This is a genomic window from Nocardia sp. NPDC050406 (genome assembly GCF_044459025.1).
Classification (GTDB): domain Bacteria; phylum Actinomycetota; class Actinomycetes; order Mycobacteriales; family Mycobacteriaceae; genus Nocardia.
This window is the reverse complement of record NZ_JBITIM010000001.1, coordinates 1,487,730-1,503,321: the sequence shown is the minus strand read 5'-3', so window position 1 is coordinate 1,503,321 and position 15,592 is coordinate 1,487,730. Positions and strand designations below refer to the sequence as shown.

The following is a 15,592-nucleotide window of genomic DNA, read 5'->3' as shown; positions in this document are numbered from 1 at the left end:
AACCAACGATGCTTCAGCATTGGCGGGGGACGGTCGTGGCCGGTCCGTTTCGACCCCGCCGCCCCTCGGTTGCTGTCGGGTAGCTACCCCCATGCCCAGAAAACTAGGGGCATGCGAGGAAATGCCTGCTCTCCGTAGGGTTTCTGCGACTCGTCTCTTCGTCTCGCTAGTCTGCTGCGGGATCCGAGGGGTGCAGGCGCAGCGAGATCGAGTTGATGCAGTACCGCTTGTCCGTGGGCGTGGGATATCCCTCGCCCTCGAACACGTGGCCCAGGTGACTGTGGCAATTGGCGCACAGCACCTCCACTCGTCGCATCCCCAGGCTGTCGTCGGCGCGCAGGATCACCGCCTCCGACTTCGCCGGGTCGAAGAACGACGGCCAACCGCAGTGGGAATGGAATTTCTCTGTGCTACGGAATAGTTCGGCCCCACACGCCCGGCAGGAGTAGACGCCCTCGGTCTCGGTATCGGTGTATTCGCCGGTATAAGGACGCTCGGTCCCCGCTTCGCGCAGAACCGCGTATTCCTCGGGGGAGAGCTTGGCTCGCCATTCCTGCGGCGTGAGCTGGATGCGAGGTGCCGGTAGCGAAGTATCAGCGTCGGAACTCATATCCCCACGCTAATACTTCGCGGCGGTGTCAGCGGGTGCGGCCGTTGATTCCCGCGGGTTCGACGGCGGGATCCTGGCTGCGGCCATTGCGGGAAACAGCGGCTTCGGTGGCGGGTTCCGCAGCGGCTTCCGCATGCATCCACGCCGGGTCGAGAGTCTTGCCGTCGCGCAGTCGGCCCTCGCGGCGGGCGGCGAGGTAGCGGTCGCCGAGGACGCAGAAAACCACGACCAGCAGCAATCCCCAGCCGAAGGTGGTGCGCAGGTATTCGACGGTGCGACCGGTGCTCTGCCAGCGGTCCGACAGCCATTTGTCGTAGGACATGAAACCGAAGACGGCCACCCAGGCGGGCCAGTTCCGCAGCACCGAATTGCGCAGCACCACGGTCATCAGGAATGGGAACAGCAGCATCGAGTAGTACATCTGGCCGAGCGACCCCAGCAGCCACTGCGCGGTGAGCAGTACACCGGTGGCGGTGCAGACGAAGAACAGCTCCTCCTCGCGGTAGTAGCGGTACAGCAGCCACAGGCTGATCAGCACGATCGCCGCCATCGCGAGGCGAATGATCCAGGTGAGCCAGTCGGCGACACCGTAATAGGCCGCATTGCCCACGATGGCGCTGTTGAAGTAGTCACGCGACTCGGCCAGATACGGCAGGGTGTGGGTGAAGAAATCCTTCGCGTCCTTCATCATCGGCCACGCGATAGCGGTGAGCGCGACGGGAACACCGATCGCGGTGACGAACACCTTCCACTGCCCGCGGACCAGCACGATCAACAGCATCGGCGCGAGCACGGGTTTCACCGCGATCGTCAAACCCATTGCCACTCCGGCCCATAGGTCCCTGCGCTTCAGCAGCAGCTGAATGAACACCACCTCGGCCAACAGAACACAGCCGTTGACATTCGTGAACACCAGCGTGTTGATCACGGTCTCGGACATGAACATCGCCAGCAGAAGTGCCGGTGCGGCAACGGACTTCAGCGTGAAGTCGAACAGTCGCAGCAGCAGATACCCGGCCAGAATGATCGCCGCGGCATTGAGCAGGATGAAACACCAGCGCGATTTCTCGGGATCGAGAATTGCCAGCGGTGCGATGAGCAGCGTGCCGCTCGGGGGATACAGGTAGTGCGGGTCGGTCGAATCGAAATTGGCGGTGTAGACCGGTTGATGGTTCAGGAACGCCAGCGAAGCGTTGTACACCGGGCGATAGTCATCGGTGATATTGCCGTTGACAGCCTTGATGAACACGCGGTTCAGCACAGTCAGGATCGCGAACGGCCACAGTGCGAAGTTCAATACCTCGGCGGTGGTCCGCGCGGTGCGGGGCTCGAGCTGACGAAGGAACACTGGGGCACGGTACACCGGAACCCACCGTCATGCGTGCGCGGACCCGCCGTAGACGTGCCAGACCGCACATCCGAGCGACACGCGGCTGACCGGGCGGGCTCAGGCGGGGCAGGCGGTTCCGTCGGCGGGCAGTTTCGCGTCCGCGAGGTACTCGGTGACGGCCTGCTGCGCACAGGCAGAATGGGTCAGCACCGGATGCCCCCAGCCCTGCCATTCCACGGTCGCCGTGCGCGCCCCGGCGGCGCCGAGCGCACCGGTCACCGACGAGCGGCCCTCGTCGCCCACCACCGGGTCGGCCTTGCCGGTGAGCACCAGCGTCGCCCGGTCGAATTTCTCCGGCATGGCCTGCGGTGCGGTGGCGGGCCACGCCGAACAGGTCATCAGGTCGATGGCCGCCACGCGCCCGAACGCCGGGTACTGGGTGCTCCAGCTGCCCAGCACCTCCTTGGCCCGCGCGGGGGTGGCGGGCTGCGCGTTGTCGCTGCACCGGTTCACGAATTCGCCGTCATTGGTGATGGCGGCCTGCGCGCCCAGCACGTACGGTCCGATCGGCGCGGCGTTGCCGCGGCCCAAAGCCGCCAGCGCGTCGGCGAATTCGGTGAGGCGCTCATTGACGGCGACGCGCGGATCGCTCAGGAATCCGGAGATGGCCGTCACCAGCGCGGCCGCCGACAGATCGCCGAATTCACCGCGCCCGGCCCGGTTCACCAGCTCGACGGTGGCCGCGCGCGGATCCGCGCCGAGCGCGCAGCCCAGCGAGGCGCACCGCTGCGCGAAGGCGGTCAACGCGGCCTCGGAGCCCTTGACCTGCTGTTCGGCCCGCCCGAGCGCATCGGTGTTCACGGCCTCGGGGGCGTCGACCACCAACCGCGCCAAGTGATCTCCGTACTTGCGCGCGTAGGCCAGCGCGACCCGTGCGCCGCTGCCCGAGCCGACCAGCGCGATGTGCTCCACCTGCCACTGCCGCCGCAGCTGTTCGATGTCGTCGGCGGCGTGGGCCGCGTCGAAGGTGCCCTGTCCGGGTTGCAGGTAGTCCTGGCAGGAGATGGTGGCGTCCTGGCTCAGTCCGGCCACCGCCTGCACGGGATCGTTTGCGCCCGGGCTGAATTGGGCCTGGTCGAGCATGGGCTTGCGCACCTCGTTGCCCATGCAGTTGATCGGCTCGGAGCTGCCGATGCCGCGCCGGTCCACCGCGACGACGGGCCGGGCGGACAGCAGCGCGCTGGTCGGTCCCGCGGCGAATCCCGCGAGGGTGGCGGTGGAGGCGCGATCGGAGCCGGAGGTCAGCACCAGCGGCGCGGCGTCGAGGGGCGTCTTGTCGTAGCGCGCCCGCATGGCGGCGGTGCGGAAGTTGCCGCCGACTCCGCCGGTGGCGTCGACCTGTGTGGTGTACTCCGCGCACTCCAGGATCAGTCCGGCGGGCGGCGCGCCGAGCGCGAGCAGGTTGAAGCTCGGCACGGTGCAATCACGCCAGGCGAGCTCGGTTTTCGGTACCTCGGGCGCGGGCGGCGGTGCCGCGGCGGTGGTGGTCTCCACCGCACCCGCCTGATGCGGGCGTTCCACGGCGACGGCGGGGCGGTCCGACGGTCCGGCCCCGCAGGCGGTGGTCACCAGGATCGAAAGTGTCGACGCCAGCAGAGCGGCCCGAGTCCAGCGCATGCGCTACAGCCTGCCAGGTCCGGCAAGCGCTTTCAGCGCTGGGTGTGCGACCTGGGCCGCGACCCGCTCAGGGGTGCGGGTGGCAGCGCTCCCAGCGCATGAGCTGAGTGCCGTCCACGGCGACGATCAGATGGCGGCAGGCCATGGGTGTCGGCATGGCGTTGGGCGACAGCGCGATTCGCCGTCCGGAACCGCCGACCAGCAGCGGTGTCACGGTCAGGCACAGGTCGTCGACGGCCTCGGCTTCGATGAGATCACCGAAGAGCGCGGGACCGCCCTCGCACAGCACCCGCAGGAAGCCTCGCTCGGCCAGAGCGGTGCGAATTCCCCCGGCGGTGCACGCGGTCTCGCCCGCCTCCACCACTTCGGCTCCGGCGTCGGTGAGGGCCTTCTTGCGGTCGGCGGGCGCGTCGGCGGTGGTGAGAATCAGGGGGTGCGCACCGCTGTCGGTGAACAGCCGACTGGTCGGGTCGAGTGCCGCGCTGGCGGTGACCACCGCGATGCGCGGCGGCGCGCCGTCGGGATGGCCGCCGAATCCGTGGTGGTGCAGCCGGATTCGCAGGCGCTCATTGGTGTGCGCGGCCCCGTAGTTCTCCGCCCGCGCGGTGCCCGCGCCGACCAACACCACATCGGCGAGGTCGCGCAGCAGATGGAAGACCTTCTTGTCCGACGGCGTCGCCAGTCCGCCCGAACGACCGTCCAGGGTGGCCGCTCCGTCGATACTGGCGACGAAGTTGACGCGCATCCACGGCCGATCCAGTCGCGCCGGATAGGCGTACATCCCGACGAGTTGGTCCTCGCCGAGATCTGCGAGCTGAGTCACATTGGGCATACGCTGCATGACTGTCCATCACACCACGTCAGTACGCTACGCGCGTGCAACAACGCCTCGTCGATCGCCATCCGGAGGTTCCGGCAGATCAGCTCGTCGCCCAGATGGTGCCTCCGCCCACCTTCGACGAGGTGAGCTTCGCCTCCTACATCCCCGACCCCAAGGAGCCCTCGCAGGCCGCGGCGGTCCAGAAGGCGGAGGAATTCGCCCACCAGGTCGCCAAGGTGCGCAAGGCCGCCGACAAGAAGGGCCTGTTCGGCAAGAAGAAGCCGGTGCAGGGCGTGGGCCTGTACCTCGACGGCGGGTTCGGTGTCGGCAAGACCCACCTGCTGGCCTCGATCTTCCACAGCGTCCCCGGCCCGAAATCCTTCGGCACCTTCGGTGAGGTCACCAATCTGGTTGGCGCACTGGGCTTCAACAATGCCGTCGAGCGGCTCAGCGCCAACAGCGTGCTGTGCATCGACGAATTCGAGCTCGACGATCCGGGCGACACCATGCTGGTCTCGCGCCTGCTCGCCGAACTCACCGCGCGCGGCGTGTCGGTGGCCGCCACCTCCAATACCCTGCCCGGCCAGCTCGGCGAGGGCCGTTTCGCCGCCCAGGACTTCCTGCGCGAGATCAAGAAGCTCGGTTCGCTGTTCGAGGCCGTGCGCGTGGACGGCCCGGACTACCGCCACCGCGACCTGCCGCCCGCCCCGGAGCCCACCGCTCCCGAGCTGCTGGCCGAAAGGGCCGCCGCCACACCCGATTCCACGCTCGACGATTTCGACGAGCTGTGCAAGCACCTGAGCACGCTGCACCCCTCGCGCTACAACGCGCTCATCCAGGGCGTGTCGGCGGTGTTCGTCTCCGGGGTGCATCCGGTGAGCGATCAGGCGGTGGCGCTGCGCATCGTGGTGCTGGCCGACCGGCTCTACGACGCGGGCACCCCGGTGACCGTGTCGGGGGCCAAGCTCGACCAGATATTCACCCAGGAAATGCTGGACGGCGGATACCGCAAGAAGTACCTGCGCGCCATCTCCCGGTTGCTGGCGCTGTCGCGCTTCGCGGAACCGGCCGCGTCCTGACCTGCCGACGCGAGATGGTCGCCTGTCCGGTACGTTGCTGAAGTATTGCCAGTCCCGTGGTTCGGGCGCGCTCCACGGCTGATCCAGGAGAGGAAACCGTGCTACGCACCCGAGCCTTCCAGGCCGCAGTAGTTCTCACCGTCGGCATGTCGGCGACCGTCACCTCGACGGGTATCGCCCTCGCGGTCGACCCGCCCGCCACCACCAGCAGCGTCGCGGTGAACACCGACGACCGCTCGCTGCACCTGCAGGGCGTGCTGAACGCGCGCGACGGGGGCGGCTACCGCACCACCGACGGCAAGACCGTCCGCACCGGCCTGGTGTACCGCAGCGGCGACCTGAGCAAGGCCACCGACGCCGATCTGACCGAGCTCGCGCGGCGGGATGTGAAGGTCGTCGACGATCTGCGCACCTCCTACGAGCGCGCCATGTCCCCGGACAAGCCCGTGGCCGGTGCGCAGGAGAACTACGACGACATCATCGGCCAGGCCCCGCCGCAGGTGCTCGCGTCCACGCTCTCCGCCGGAACCGACCTGTACCGCGCCTTCATCACCGCGCCCGGCGCCAATGACGGCTTCGCGAATGTGCTGCGCGATATCGCCTACACCGACGGCGCGGTGCTGTTCCACTGCACCGCGGGCAAGGATCGCACCGGCTGGACCAATGCCGTGCTGCTCACCATCCTGGGCGTGGACCGCGACACGGTCACCTACGACTACCTGCTGTCGAACTACTACCGCGGCGCGAGCGAAGGCGACATGCTCAACGGCGTCACCGCCTCGGCGCTGGATTCGGCGTTCGACCAGGTGAACCAGAGCTACGGCAGCTTCGACGACTACGTGCACGAGGGTCTGAAGCTCACCGACGCCGATATCGCCGCCCTCAAGGCGAAACTGCTCGCCTGACAGCGCGTTACGAAAGGCCCGGCCGGAATTCGCTTCCGGCCGGGCCTTTTTCGATCAACTCGCCTCGGCGACCGCTGGAATGGTGTTCCCCCGCAAGCTGTACAGCTCCCGCGCCCGCGCCGGGGTAATGGTCTCCAGCGTGGTCGGCGGCTCGTTCTTCAAGTGCTGCTTCAGAATCTGTCCCGCCATCGGCGCGATGAACGGCGCGGCCTTGATGAGCCCGAACGACCCGAACAACGTGAACGCCCACACGATGAGCCGCGCCGGAATCTTGACCAGCGGATCCACGACGCGAGGGACGTTGTAGCGCCCCAGCTTTCGCATCCACATCGGGGTGATGGCCGACGAGGCGAGCGACAGCACCCGGCTGCCGAGTGCGTAGGACAGACCCGCGCCATTGCGCGGCGAGGTGCGCAGCAGATGGTGCATTCCGGCTTCGGCGCGTTCGGAGCTGCACAGCCGCGACCGCACCCGCTCGTAGTAGGCCCGCATTTCCTCGCGGGAGCGCGGCACATCCTCGGGCTTGCAGGTCTGCAACTCCGCCGCGATGGCGCACTCCTCCCAGAACCGCGTCTCCTCCTCGGGCGTCAGCCCCGGCCCGAACACCTCGTAGGCCTTGAGCACCGAATGCCACCCGGTGATGTGAATCCACAGCTGCGTCTCGGGGCTATTGGCGCTGTAGCGCTTGCCGGTGATCGGCTCGATCCCGGTCATGGGCGCGTGCACCTGCATGAGGTGCTCCGAGGCCTGGATGGCGGTGCGTCCGTCGGCGATGGCGACCAGCAGGAAGTAGGCGAAGGTGTTGTCGAGGCGCTTGCGCGGATCGCTGTAGATGCCCTGCGAATCCGCGACGGCCGCGGTCAGGAAGGGATCGAAGTGTTCGAGAACCACCGCGCGCTGGAAGCCGATGACCGCGGTCGGCGAGGTCCACACCTTCCAGCTGGGTGATCCGGGACCGAAGAATCCATAGTCGTCCCGGCGAAGAGTGGTCGGATCGAAGCCCATCAGCTGCTCCCTCGTACGGCGCGCCCGCGTTGGCGAATACAACGCCACCGTAGCAATTGAGCGGCCTCAATACAACGGTCCCGTAGTATTTGTTGGGGAGCCGTTGTCCGAGAGCCGGGCCGGGGCTGACACCATGGGCGGCGTGGAGGTGAAGTGGCGGTGACGACATCACGGGCGGCGGCGAGCGCCGGGTCCGACGCTGACGAGCGGGCGGCGACGACCAAGCCACGCCGCCGCTACGCGCCGCGACTGCCTCCGGCACAGCGCCGGATTCAACTGCTCGATGCCGCCTACGCCGTACTGAGTCGGGTGGAACTGCACGAGCTGAGCATGGAGGCGGTCGCCCAGGAGGCGGGCGTGGCGAAACCGGTGCTCTACACCGTGTTCAAGACGCGGGCGGAGTTGGTGCAGGCGCTGTTGGAGCGCGAACGCGAACTAGGTCTGGAACAGGTGGCCGACACCCTGCCGACCGACCTCGTCGGGGCCGATCCGGTGCTCGCCGCCTCCTCGACGGTGGCCGCGTTCGTCGGTGTGGTGCTGGAGAATCCGACGCGCTGGCGGTTGATCCTCACCTCGCCGGGCAGCGCGCCGGAGGAGTACCGCGCGGCCCTGCGCGATTCGCGCACCGGCATCTTCGATCAGGCGGAGGCGCTCATCCGCATGGGGTCGGCCCTCGATTCCCGCTGGGCGGCAATCGATTCCGGGCTGCTGGCCAACTCGTTGCTGACCATTGCCGAAATGCTCGGCAGGCTCGCGGTGAGCGAACCCGCCGACTATCCGAAGGAGCGGCTCGAGGAGTTCGTTCGCTCGATCGTCCGACTGCTGAGCGGCGTCGGCTGAGTCACCGTGTGCCGCTTTCCCGTTCGGCGTACCAGCGGTCCAGCAGTGCGGGCAGTTCCTTGCCCATCCAGACGAAGAAGTCGTGCATGTCGCGCACGCGTGCGGCGTCGGCTCCGTTCGGATCGTCGAACAACGACAGTCCGCGCGAGGTCATCTCGGTGAGGCTGTCGTACATGCCGCTCTGCTGCCGGGTCAGCTCGGGCAGAATGCCGGGCCGGACCGAGTAGTAGTCGCGGCGGTCGCCGGGCTTGCTGGTCTTGTCCACCCAGCGCATGGTGGTCAGGGTTTTGAGCGAGCTGGAGATGGACCCCTTCGAGGCGCGCAGGGCCTCGGCGATCTGATTGAAGGTCTGCTCCGGCGGGTCGCAGATGAGCAGCCAGCCGACGGTCCGCCCGACCATGCGGACCAGCCCCATCTGTTCGAGCACGAGCGCGAAATCCTCCACGAAGGCGAGTTGCGCGTCGGTGGGAGCGGTGGTCGGTTCGGGTGCGCTGGTCATGGGATGATTATCCTTCCGCTGGATACGACTGTGCGGGGCGGGTTCTCGGAACCCGCCCCGCCGGGGCAATGTCTCACACCGCGAGGTCACGGCGTTCGAAGACGGTGAGCGCCAGTCCGACCGCCGCCGCGGCGAGTACCGCCAGCACCGCGAGGTGGCCGATATTCCAGCCGTTCACCAGTGGCGAGTCACCGATCGCGTAGTAGAACGGCGACAGGTTCTTCAGCCACGACGCTCCGTCGACCAAGCCGCTGAGGCTGTTCGCCAGGTAGCCGCCGAGTACCAGTAGCGCCGCCAGTCCCAGGGTCTGCGCGCGGTGCCCGCTCACCGCGCCGACCAGCTGTGTCAGCGCCCCAACGGCGAGTCCGAGCAGTCCGAGTCCGGTGACGGCGGCGACAATATTGCCCGCGGGGATCTCCATCTTCCCCACGCTGGCACCGGCCAGCACGCTGAGTCCGAGTGTCGCGGTGACGATGGCGATCTGTGTGGCCAGCGCCGCGAACCGCTGCCGGATCAGGCTGGCGCGGCTGATCGGTTGCGCCAGAATCACATCCAGTGTTCCGCTCTCCTCCTGGGTGGCCGACCGGGTGCCCATGGTGACCGCGAAGATCACGATCAGCAGCAGTCCCATGAGCGCGAAAATGGTGGAGTGCAGGTATCCGGCGGCCGAGGCGAAGTCGCCCATGCCCATGGCGTCGTAGAGGCTGCTCTGCTTGATGTTCAGGGAGCCTTGCTCTTTCAGCGATTGGTAGGAGGGCAGGTACAGCATCGGCACGACGGCCAGGCCGACGGTCCAGCCGATCAGGCCGCGCTTCTGTTCCTTCAGCGTCTGGGTGTAGACCGAGGTGGTCATGGTGAATTCCTTTGGGTGCTTAAGCGGGTTGGTGGTCAGCGGCCGTAGAGGCTGAAGAACATCTGCTCGAGGTCGGGTTCGGTGGACAGCACGCTCACAAGTGGGTATTTGGCGGCCGCTTTGAACAGGGCATCGACCTCGCCCTCGGTGGTGCAGTGCAGGGTGCGGTTCTCGATACGCAGGTCGCGCAGGTTCGGCAGGTGGGCGAAGTCGTCGGCGAAAACGTCCGCGCCGAAGACCATTTCGACCGAGCGGGGCGCGCGGCGGCGCAGGTCCTCGACATTCTCGGTGGCGAGCAGCTGTCCGGCGCGCATGATGACGGCGCGGTCGGCGGTCTGCTGCACCTCGGTGAGAATGTGCGAGGACATGAAAACCGTCTGCCCGTTGTGCTTGGCCGCGGTCACCAGATCCAGAAACCGTTGCTGGAGTAGTGGATCCAGTCCGGACGTGGGTTCGTCGAGAATGAGCAGGTCGGGGGAGTGCATGAAGGCGGCGATGATCCCGACCTTCTGCTTGTTGCCCTTGCTCATGGAGCCGACCTTCTTGGCCAGGTCGAGGTCCAGCAGCTCGGCCAGTTCCTCGATGCGTCCGGCCGCTACATTGCCGTGCTGATCGGCGAAGAAGGTCAGCAATTCCCTTGCGGTATTGCGTCCTTCCAGGGCGAGCTCGCCCGGCAGATATCCGATGCGCCGCCGCAACCGCGCCCCGCCGACGCGCGGTTCGATGCCGAAGACCTCGACCTGTCCGGAGGTGGGGCGAATGAGGTCCAACAGAATGCGGATGGTGGTGGACTTCCCCGCGCCATTGGGGCCGAGGAAACCGAACACCTCGCCCTGGGCGACCTCGAGGTTCAGGTCGGTGAGGGCGGCGTGCTTGCCGTAGCTCTTGTGCAGGCCTGCGACGCGGATGGCGGGGGCGGTCATCTCAACTCCTATTGGCTCTACATGTTCTGTAGGTGCGATGTGTTCAGTAAACACTGAACATGTAGAACGAGTCAATCGGCGCGTGGAAACGCCTGTTCATAAACGCTTTCTGGTCTGTAGGGCGCGTTCGTGCACCGCATGCCGGGCCGGTTGGTGGCCCGGAAAATGCCTTGCTCGCCCGATGCTGCATCCGTCAGGGTCGGGTCGGGCTGGGTACTCCGGCCCTAGGGGTGCCGGTTGTCCGCGCGCCCGGTCAGTTCGCCGCGAACGGAAGGATCGGCCCCATGCTGCACTCGGACCCCGAGCGACTCGGCACCACCGAACTGGCGGACGGCAGAACCCTCGCCTGGTCGGAATGGGGTCCGCGCGACGGTACGGCGGTATTGTTCTGCACCGGTGCCGGATGGGGCGCTGGCTCGGCTTCGGCACGGAAGACCTTGCCGCCCTGGATATTCGGCTGATCGCGGTGGACCGCCCCGGGCTGGGCGCTTCCGATCCGGATCCGGAGCGCACCCTGCTCGACTGGGCCGACGACATCCGCGCGCTCGCCCTGCCGAATCCGGCGGTGGTCGGCTTCTCGCAGGGCGCGCCGTTCGCCTTGGCCTGCGCCGCAACGGGTCTCGCGTCGGCGGTGGCGATCGTGTCCGGGGGAGACGAGCTCGCCTACCCGGCCTTCGCGGATACCCTCATTCCCGAGGTCCGCCACCTCGTGCGGCTGGCCGAGACCGATCCCGCCGCCGCGGAGATGGCGTTCACGCCGTTCGCCGAACCGGAAGCCATGTGGCGCATGGGGATCGACGCCAGCCCCGCCGAGGACCGGGCCGTGTACCTGGCCCCCGAATTCGACAAGGCCTTCCGACGGGCCCTCGCCGACGGGTTCACCCAGGGACCGTCCGGATATATTCGCGACACCCTGCTGCACATGACGCCGTGGCCGTTCGACCTGTCGAAAATCGCTGTCCCCGTGGACCTCTGGTACGGCGAACGGGATACCAACCCGACCCATTCACCCGACCACGGGTCGACGTTGGCCGCCCGCATCCCCGGCGCGCACCTGCACCTGGTTCCGGAGGCGGGCGGCGCGCTGCTGTGGACGCACGCCCGCTCGATTCTGGAGACCCTGCTCGCGCGGCGCTAGGGGATCACAGGTCGCGCTGCATGACGAAATCGCTGTGCAGCTGAGTGCCGACCAGGAAGGTCTTGACGCCCACCACCTCGAAGCCTTGTTTGCCGTAGAAGCGTTGGGCACGAAGGTTTTCCTGGTTCACGCCCAGCCACACCGCGGCCACGCCGTCGCCGCGGGCGATCTCGACGGTCGCGGCCATGAGCGCGGCGGAGACGCCATTGCCGTGGTGGCCGGGCAGCACGTACATCTTGCTGAGTTCGAGCACGGGGCGCACCGTCACGGCCGCGGCGACATCCGGATCGGCCGGTTCGGCGGCGTGCAGCAGGCTGTAGCCGATGATGCGGTCACCGTCGACCGCCTTGAGGACGGTGCGGGTCGGGTCGGTGAGATACCGCGAAAAGCTCTCCGGGGAGAGCACATCGGCGACGAAGGCGGCGATGTCCTCGGCGGTCGAGCCGGGCGGGCAGGCCAGCGGGAAGGTGACGGCCGCGACCGCACTCAGCTCGGCTGCGTCCTGTGTGTCGGCCCGTTCGACGGTCACCACGGAATTGCTGCTCACCGGTCCAGTGAAGCACGGCGCTCGGAGCTCGTCGGCGTGACCGTCGCGGCCGGGTGGAAGGCACGGGCGAAGCCGACCAGGATCGCGGCGAAGATCAGCGACAGCACGAACCCGACCCGCTGGTTCACCAGGCCCGCGACCGCGCCGATCACCGCGCCGCCGACCAGGGTTCCGGCGTAGTTGAACAGGTTCAGCCGGGCGATGAGCGCGTCGAGGCCGCGTCCGCTGGTGAGCCGTCCCGCCTCGCCGAAGGCCAGCGGCGCGAGCACGGGCAGACCGATTCCGGCGATGAGGAAGCCGACGATCGCCACGGTCGGACCCGGTGCGGCGACCACGACCGCCAAGCCCACGGCTCCGAGCGCGGCGGCGGCGCGCACGACCGCGCGCGGGCCGAAACGGCGCACCCAGAAATCGCCGGTGAGGCGGCCGGTCAGTGACGCGCCCTGGTAGGCGGCCAGCGCCAGCGCCGCGGTCGACGAGGACGCCAGCAGCTCGTCCTTCAGGTACAGCGCCGACCAATTGCCCACCGAGAAGTCCACGGCGAAGACCAGCGCCACCACCGCGCCGAAGGCGAGGAAGGCGCGTCGGGGGACGGCACCGGTCGGGACCGCCTCGGCCGGGCCCGCTTCCGCCTCCCGGGTGCCGAGCAGTCGTCGTCCTGCCAGCGCGCCCGCCACCAGGACGAGCGCCGCGGCGCCCAGGAACGACTCCCGTAGCGCCACATCGAATTTCTCGCAGGCGGCGACGAACAGCGCGCCGAGGATCGACCCGGCGCTCCACGCGGCATAGAACGACGACAGGATGAATCGGCCATAGCCATGCTGTATGAATACCGCTTGCATATTGGTACCCGCGTCCACGATGCCGACCGCGAGCCCGTAGCAGGCCAGCGCCGCGAAGAGCGCGAACTTGTTCGGCGACAGGGCGATCGCGACGCCGAAGGCCGCGAGGAGGGTCAACCCGATCCGCAGCGCCGTGCGACTGGACCAGCGCAGCGCCAGCCGCTCCGCGAGCAGGCTGCCGACCCCGGCCACGATCGACACCATCACGACAGAGGCCACAATGAGCCCCTCGCTGAGATCGAATCGGTCACGCTGCTGCGGGAGTTCGGTGAGGACGACCGCGAGGAGGAAGCCCTGGAGTCCGAACGCCACCGAAGTGGCGGCTCGCGCCGCGACGAGCTGCGGAAATAGGGGTGCCTGCGCCGACATCTCGAAAGGGTATCCGTCGCAACGCCGTCCGGCATCCGTTGTGAGGATTACTTTTCGCGCCTTCGATGATCACGTACACCTCGCGATCGGGTAACGAAAGTAGTCACTGTCGTGCTTGGTTCCCCACTCGCTGCGGCACTCTGGAAGTACGGCTTTGGCTGGTGGTTTTCCGGACCGACGGGAAGCGGCCTGAGCCGTGAGTTGTTGGGGCGGTGATCGTGTGAGCACGAGGCGAGTTGAGGTTCCGCGTGGGCGGTCGGTAGTGCTGGCCGAACCCGCGCCGCCCATCGAACGTGTGGAGCTGCGAAGTCCGGAGACGGAGGCGAGGGGCCACCGCCCGGGGGAGGTGTGCCGCAGACCCGGGTGCGCCGACTGCCGATGGGACGAGCAGCGACTCAAGTACTGGCTACGGGGGCGTCTGCTGGCCGCCGGTGCCGAAGAGGCCCATGTCGATGCGACCGTCGGGCCGCTCGACCCGGATGTGCTGTGGCGGCTCGACGATCGGGTGTGCGCCATCCAGGTGACCAGCGTCGTACCGGATCTCACCCATGCCCGCGCCCGCACGGCAGCCCTCAAGGCGGCCGGGTGCACGGAGGTGCTGTGGTTGTGCCCGCCCGGTTGGCAGACCGCGCATCTGCCCGCCCTGGCCGTGGCGGATTTCGCGGCCGAGGCATGCGAATATCGCGCGGTCGGCGGCCAACTCTCCGCTGGCCCGGGCGGTTTGGCGACTCCCAGCGAAACGCCCTGGGAGGTACGGGATTTCATTGCAGGATGGGTCACGGGTGAGCTGGCGTACGGCTACCGCGACGAGCACACAGGAGGATGGGCGACGGTGACCGACTGGGAACGGCACACCCGCACACAGGCCGCTGTCATCGCACGGCAGCGCCGCGAACTCATGAACCAGCGCACCGCCCTCGCCCTCGCCCGCAAGGCCACCCGGGAGAAGGCCAAGCAGTTGATGAAGGCGTCGCATCGGCTGGAACGTGCGGAGAGCGCCGCCCAACAGCACGCCGATGAACTGGCCTTGGCGCAGCGCCGCATCGCCGACCACGACCGGGTTGATGCCACGCTTCGCTTGACGGTTCGGGGGCAGAAGCAAGCGCTCATGCATTGGCAGCTGATCGCTTGGTTCGCGCTGATGGTGATTGTGACGTTTTTGGCCAGTGCTTTCGTGGTGCTGTAGGGGAGTTGGCCTGAGCGGTCGGAAAAACCACTTGGAACCCGTATTTCGCGGGTTCAGGAGGATTTTCGACCGCTCAGGCCAAGCGGACCACCACCCCCCTACGCGAGCGACTTCCCGGTGTAGGCCGCACCCACGGTGCCCGCCACCGCACACCCCCCGACAATGCTCCAAGCCACCGGCCCCAGCGGCACACAACCGAAGAAGTAGTTCACGCCCGGCGTCATGATGATCGCCGCGAGCAGGGCTGTGCTGCCCGCGACCGTCGCCCACACCAAGGGACTGTTACGCCCGATCATGAGCGTCTGGCCGAGCTGGGTGCAGATGAGCGCTGCCAAGGCCATGGTTTCGGCCCGCTTGGGGCGGCCGGTGGCCCGGCCCAGGATCCAGGCGGCTCCCGCCCCCGCGGTGGTGTACGCGCCGCGGATGGCGACGGCGCGCAGGAAGTCGCCGCCCAGTTCGGGTTCGGGGAGTTCGCGCAGGGTGTCGCCGGTGTCGGCCGGGGTGGTGTTGTCTTCGGCGGTGCGAGTGCCCGACAGCGCCACCGCCATGGCGGGGCCGAGGTCGGTGAGGAGGTTGACCAGCAGGAATTGGCGGGTGCCGATCGGTGCGCGACCGGAGACCATGGTGCCGAGAACGGTGAACGCCACCTCGCCCGCATTGCCGCCGACGAGCACCCCGATGGCGTCGCGGACCCGCTGCCACATGCCGCGGCCTTCGACGAGTGCGCTCAGCAGGACGGTGAGGTCGATTCCGCTTGCGGCGCCGGGTGATTCAGCGGTCGCCTGCTCGGGTTCGGTCGTGCTGGTGCCGCTCTCTCGCCCGCGTCCGGCCGCATTGGCGCTCGCTTGCTCCGATCCCGCGGCAAGGCCGCCCCGTCTCTCGGCGCGTTGTCGCTGGATTCCGTCCTTGTCCGCGCGTTTCCGTCCCGAGCATTGCCGCTCGGATTCGGCGGAACCGTGTCGCTGGGAA

The 15,592-nt window shown here is 67.9% G+C and carries 17 protein-coding genes; 6 read left to right on the top strand and 11 right to left on the bottom strand.

The window, feature by feature from the left end:
- Nucleotides 1–166: 166 nt before the first annotated feature.
- From msrB to ACIBH2_RS07200, 4 genes are all read right to left on the bottom strand, one after another.
- Complete coding sequence (gene msrB / locus ACIBH2_RS07215) at nt 167–610, bottom strand: peptide-methionine (R)-S-oxide reductase MsrB (RefSeq protein ID WP_397114396.1); 444 nt, start codon at nt 608–610, stop codon at nt 167–169.
- A gap of 28 nt (nt 611–638) precedes the next feature.
- On the bottom strand, nt 639–1,958 hold the full coding sequence (locus ACIBH2_RS07210; RefSeq protein ID WP_397114394.1) for a glycosyltransferase family 87 protein: 1,320 nt from the start codon (nt 1,956–1,958) through the stop codon (nt 639–641).
- A gap of 99 nt (nt 1,959–2,057) precedes the next feature.
- Nucleotides 2,058–3,617: an alpha/beta hydrolase gene (locus tag ACIBH2_RS07205; RefSeq protein ID WP_397114392.1), complete on the bottom strand. Its 1,560-nt coding sequence runs from the start codon at nt 3,615–3,617 to the stop codon at nt 2,058–2,060.
- A 67-nt stretch (nt 3,618–3,684) separates the two neighbouring features.
- Nucleotides 3,685–4,449 (bottom strand): pyrimidine reductase family protein, encoded by a 765-nt coding sequence (locus tag ACIBH2_RS07200; protein ID WP_397116862.1) that lies wholly within the window; start codon nt 4,447–4,449, stop codon nt 3,685–3,687.
- A 44-nt stretch (nt 4,450–4,493) separates the two neighbouring features.
- Between ACIBH2_RS07200 and zapE the strand changes: the two genes are divergently transcribed.
- A complete protein-coding gene (gene zapE / locus ACIBH2_RS07195) occupies nt 4,494–5,516 on the top strand; it encodes a cell division protein ZapE (RefSeq protein WP_397114390.1) in 1,023 nt (340 codons plus the stop codon).
- A 98-nt stretch (nt 5,517–5,614) separates the two neighbouring features.
- Nucleotides 5,615–6,421 (top strand): tyrosine-protein phosphatase, encoded by an 807-nt coding sequence (locus ACIBH2_RS07190; protein WP_397114388.1) that lies wholly within the window; start codon nt 5,615–5,617, stop codon nt 6,419–6,421.
- A 54-nt stretch (nt 6,422–6,475) separates the two neighbouring features.
- On the opposite strand, the gene ACIBH2_RS07185 is transcribed toward ACIBH2_RS07190, so the two are convergent.
- A complete protein-coding gene (locus ACIBH2_RS07185; protein ID WP_397114386.1) occupies nt 6,476–7,426 on the bottom strand; it encodes an oxygenase MpaB family protein in 951 nt (316 codons plus the stop codon).
- Nucleotides 7,427–7,585: 159 nt separating this feature from the next.
- On the opposite strand from ACIBH2_RS07185, the gene ACIBH2_RS07180 reads away from it, so the two are divergent.
- Nucleotides 7,586–8,266 (top strand): TetR/AcrR family transcriptional regulator, encoded by a 681-nt coding sequence (locus ACIBH2_RS07180; RefSeq protein WP_397114384.1) that lies wholly within the window; start codon nt 7,586–7,588, stop codon nt 8,264–8,266.
- Nucleotide 8,267: 1 nt separating this feature from the next.
- On the opposite strand, the gene ACIBH2_RS07175 is transcribed toward ACIBH2_RS07180, so the two are convergent.
- From ACIBH2_RS07175 to ACIBH2_RS07165, 3 genes are all read right to left on the bottom strand, one after another.
- Nucleotides 8,268–8,765, bottom strand: a complete 498-nt coding sequence (locus ACIBH2_RS07175; RefSeq protein ID WP_397114382.1) for a GbsR/MarR family transcriptional regulator — start codon at nt 8,763–8,765, stop codon at nt 8,268–8,270.
- Nucleotides 8,766–8,838: 73 nt separating this feature from the next.
- On the bottom strand, nt 8,839–9,618 hold the full coding sequence (locus ACIBH2_RS07170) for an ABC transporter permease subunit (RefSeq protein ID WP_397114380.1): 780 nt from the start codon (nt 9,616–9,618) through the stop codon (nt 8,839–8,841).
- 35 nt (nt 9,619–9,653) lie between these two features.
- Nucleotides 9,654–10,541, bottom strand: a complete 888-nt coding sequence (locus ACIBH2_RS07165) for an ABC transporter ATP-binding protein (RefSeq protein WP_397114378.1) — start codon at nt 10,539–10,541, stop codon at nt 9,654–9,656.
- 284 nt (nt 10,542–10,825) lie between these two features.
- On the opposite strand from ACIBH2_RS07165, the gene ACIBH2_RS07160 reads away from it, so the two are divergent.
- Nucleotides 10,826–11,002, top strand: a complete 177-nt coding sequence (locus ACIBH2_RS07160; RefSeq protein WP_397114376.1) for a hypothetical protein — start codon at nt 10,826–10,828, stop codon at nt 11,000–11,002.
- Nucleotides 10,945–11,679, top strand: a complete 735-nt coding sequence (locus tag ACIBH2_RS07155; protein ID WP_397114374.1) for an alpha/beta fold hydrolase — start codon at nt 10,945–10,947, stop codon at nt 11,677–11,679. The genes ACIBH2_RS07160 and ACIBH2_RS07155 overlap by 58 nt, the downstream gene beginning before the upstream one ends.
- 4 nt (nt 11,680–11,683) lie before the next feature.
- Here the strand turns inward: ACIBH2_RS07155 and ACIBH2_RS07150 are convergent, their stop codons facing one another.
- On the bottom strand, nt 11,684–12,211 hold the full coding sequence (locus tag ACIBH2_RS07150; protein ID WP_397116860.1) for a GNAT family N-acetyltransferase: 528 nt from the start codon (nt 12,209–12,211) through the stop codon (nt 11,684–11,686).
- A gap of 11 nt (nt 12,212–12,222) precedes the next feature.
- Nucleotides 12,223–13,437 (bottom strand): MFS transporter, encoded by a 1,215-nt coding sequence (locus tag ACIBH2_RS07145; RefSeq protein ID WP_397114372.1) that lies wholly within the window; start codon nt 13,435–13,437, stop codon nt 12,223–12,225.
- A gap of 346 nt (nt 13,438–13,783) precedes the next feature.
- Here ACIBH2_RS07145 and ACIBH2_RS07140 point away from each other — a divergent pair, with 346 nt between their 5' ends.
- Nucleotides 13,784–14,623, top strand: a complete 840-nt coding sequence (locus ACIBH2_RS07140; RefSeq protein ID WP_397114370.1) for a hypothetical protein — start codon at nt 13,784–13,786, stop codon at nt 14,621–14,623.
- Nucleotides 14,624–14,721: 98 nt separating this feature from the next.
- Here ACIBH2_RS07140 and ACIBH2_RS07135 read toward each other — a convergent pair whose 3' ends face one another.
- The gene (locus ACIBH2_RS07135) at nt 14,722–15,225 is read right to left on the bottom strand and encodes a cation transporting ATPase C-terminal domain-containing protein (protein ID WP_397116858.1); all 504 of its coding nucleotides are present in this window, start codon (nt 15,223–15,225) and stop codon (nt 14,722–14,724) included.
- Nucleotides 15,226–15,592 lie beyond the last annotated feature (367 nt).

Coding starts and splice junctions, on each gene's coding strand:
- ACIBH2_RS07200 (WP_397116862.1), bottom strand. CDS start 4,449: ATGCCCAATGTGACTCAGCTCGCAGATCTCGGCGAGGACCAACTCGTC.
- ACIBH2_RS07155 (WP_397114374.1), top strand. CDS start 10,945: ATGGGGCGCTGGCTCGGCTTCGGCACGGAAGACCTTGCCGCCCTGGAT.
- ACIBH2_RS07175 (WP_397114382.1), bottom strand. CDS start 8,765: ATGACCAGCGCACCCGAACCGACCACCGCTCCCACCGACGCGCAACTC.
- ACIBH2_RS07170 (WP_397114380.1), bottom strand. CDS start 9,618: ATGACCACCTCGGTCTACACCCAGACGCTGAAGGAACAGAAGCGCGGC.
- ACIBH2_RS07185 (WP_397114386.1), bottom strand. CDS start 7,426: ATGGGCTTCGATCCGACCACTCTTCGCCGGGACGACTATGGATTCTTC.
- ACIBH2_RS07165 (WP_397114378.1), bottom strand. CDS start 10,541: ATGACCGCCCCCGCCATCCGCGTCGCAGGCCTGCACAAGAGCTACGGC.
- ACIBH2_RS07205 (WP_397114392.1), bottom strand. CDS start 3,617: ATGCGCTGGACTCGGGCCGCTCTGCTGGCGTCGACACTTTCGATCCTG.
- ACIBH2_RS07160 (WP_397114376.1), top strand. CDS start 10,826: ATGCTGCACTCGGACCCCGAGCGACTCGGCACCACCGAACTGGCGGAC.
- msrB (WP_397114396.1), bottom strand. CDS start 610: ATGAGTTCCGACGCTGATACTTCGCTACCGGCACCTCGCATCCAGCTC.
- ACIBH2_RS07145 (WP_397114372.1), bottom strand. CDS start 13,437: ATGTCGGCGCAGGCACCCCTATTTCCGCAGCTCGTCGCGGCGCGAGCC.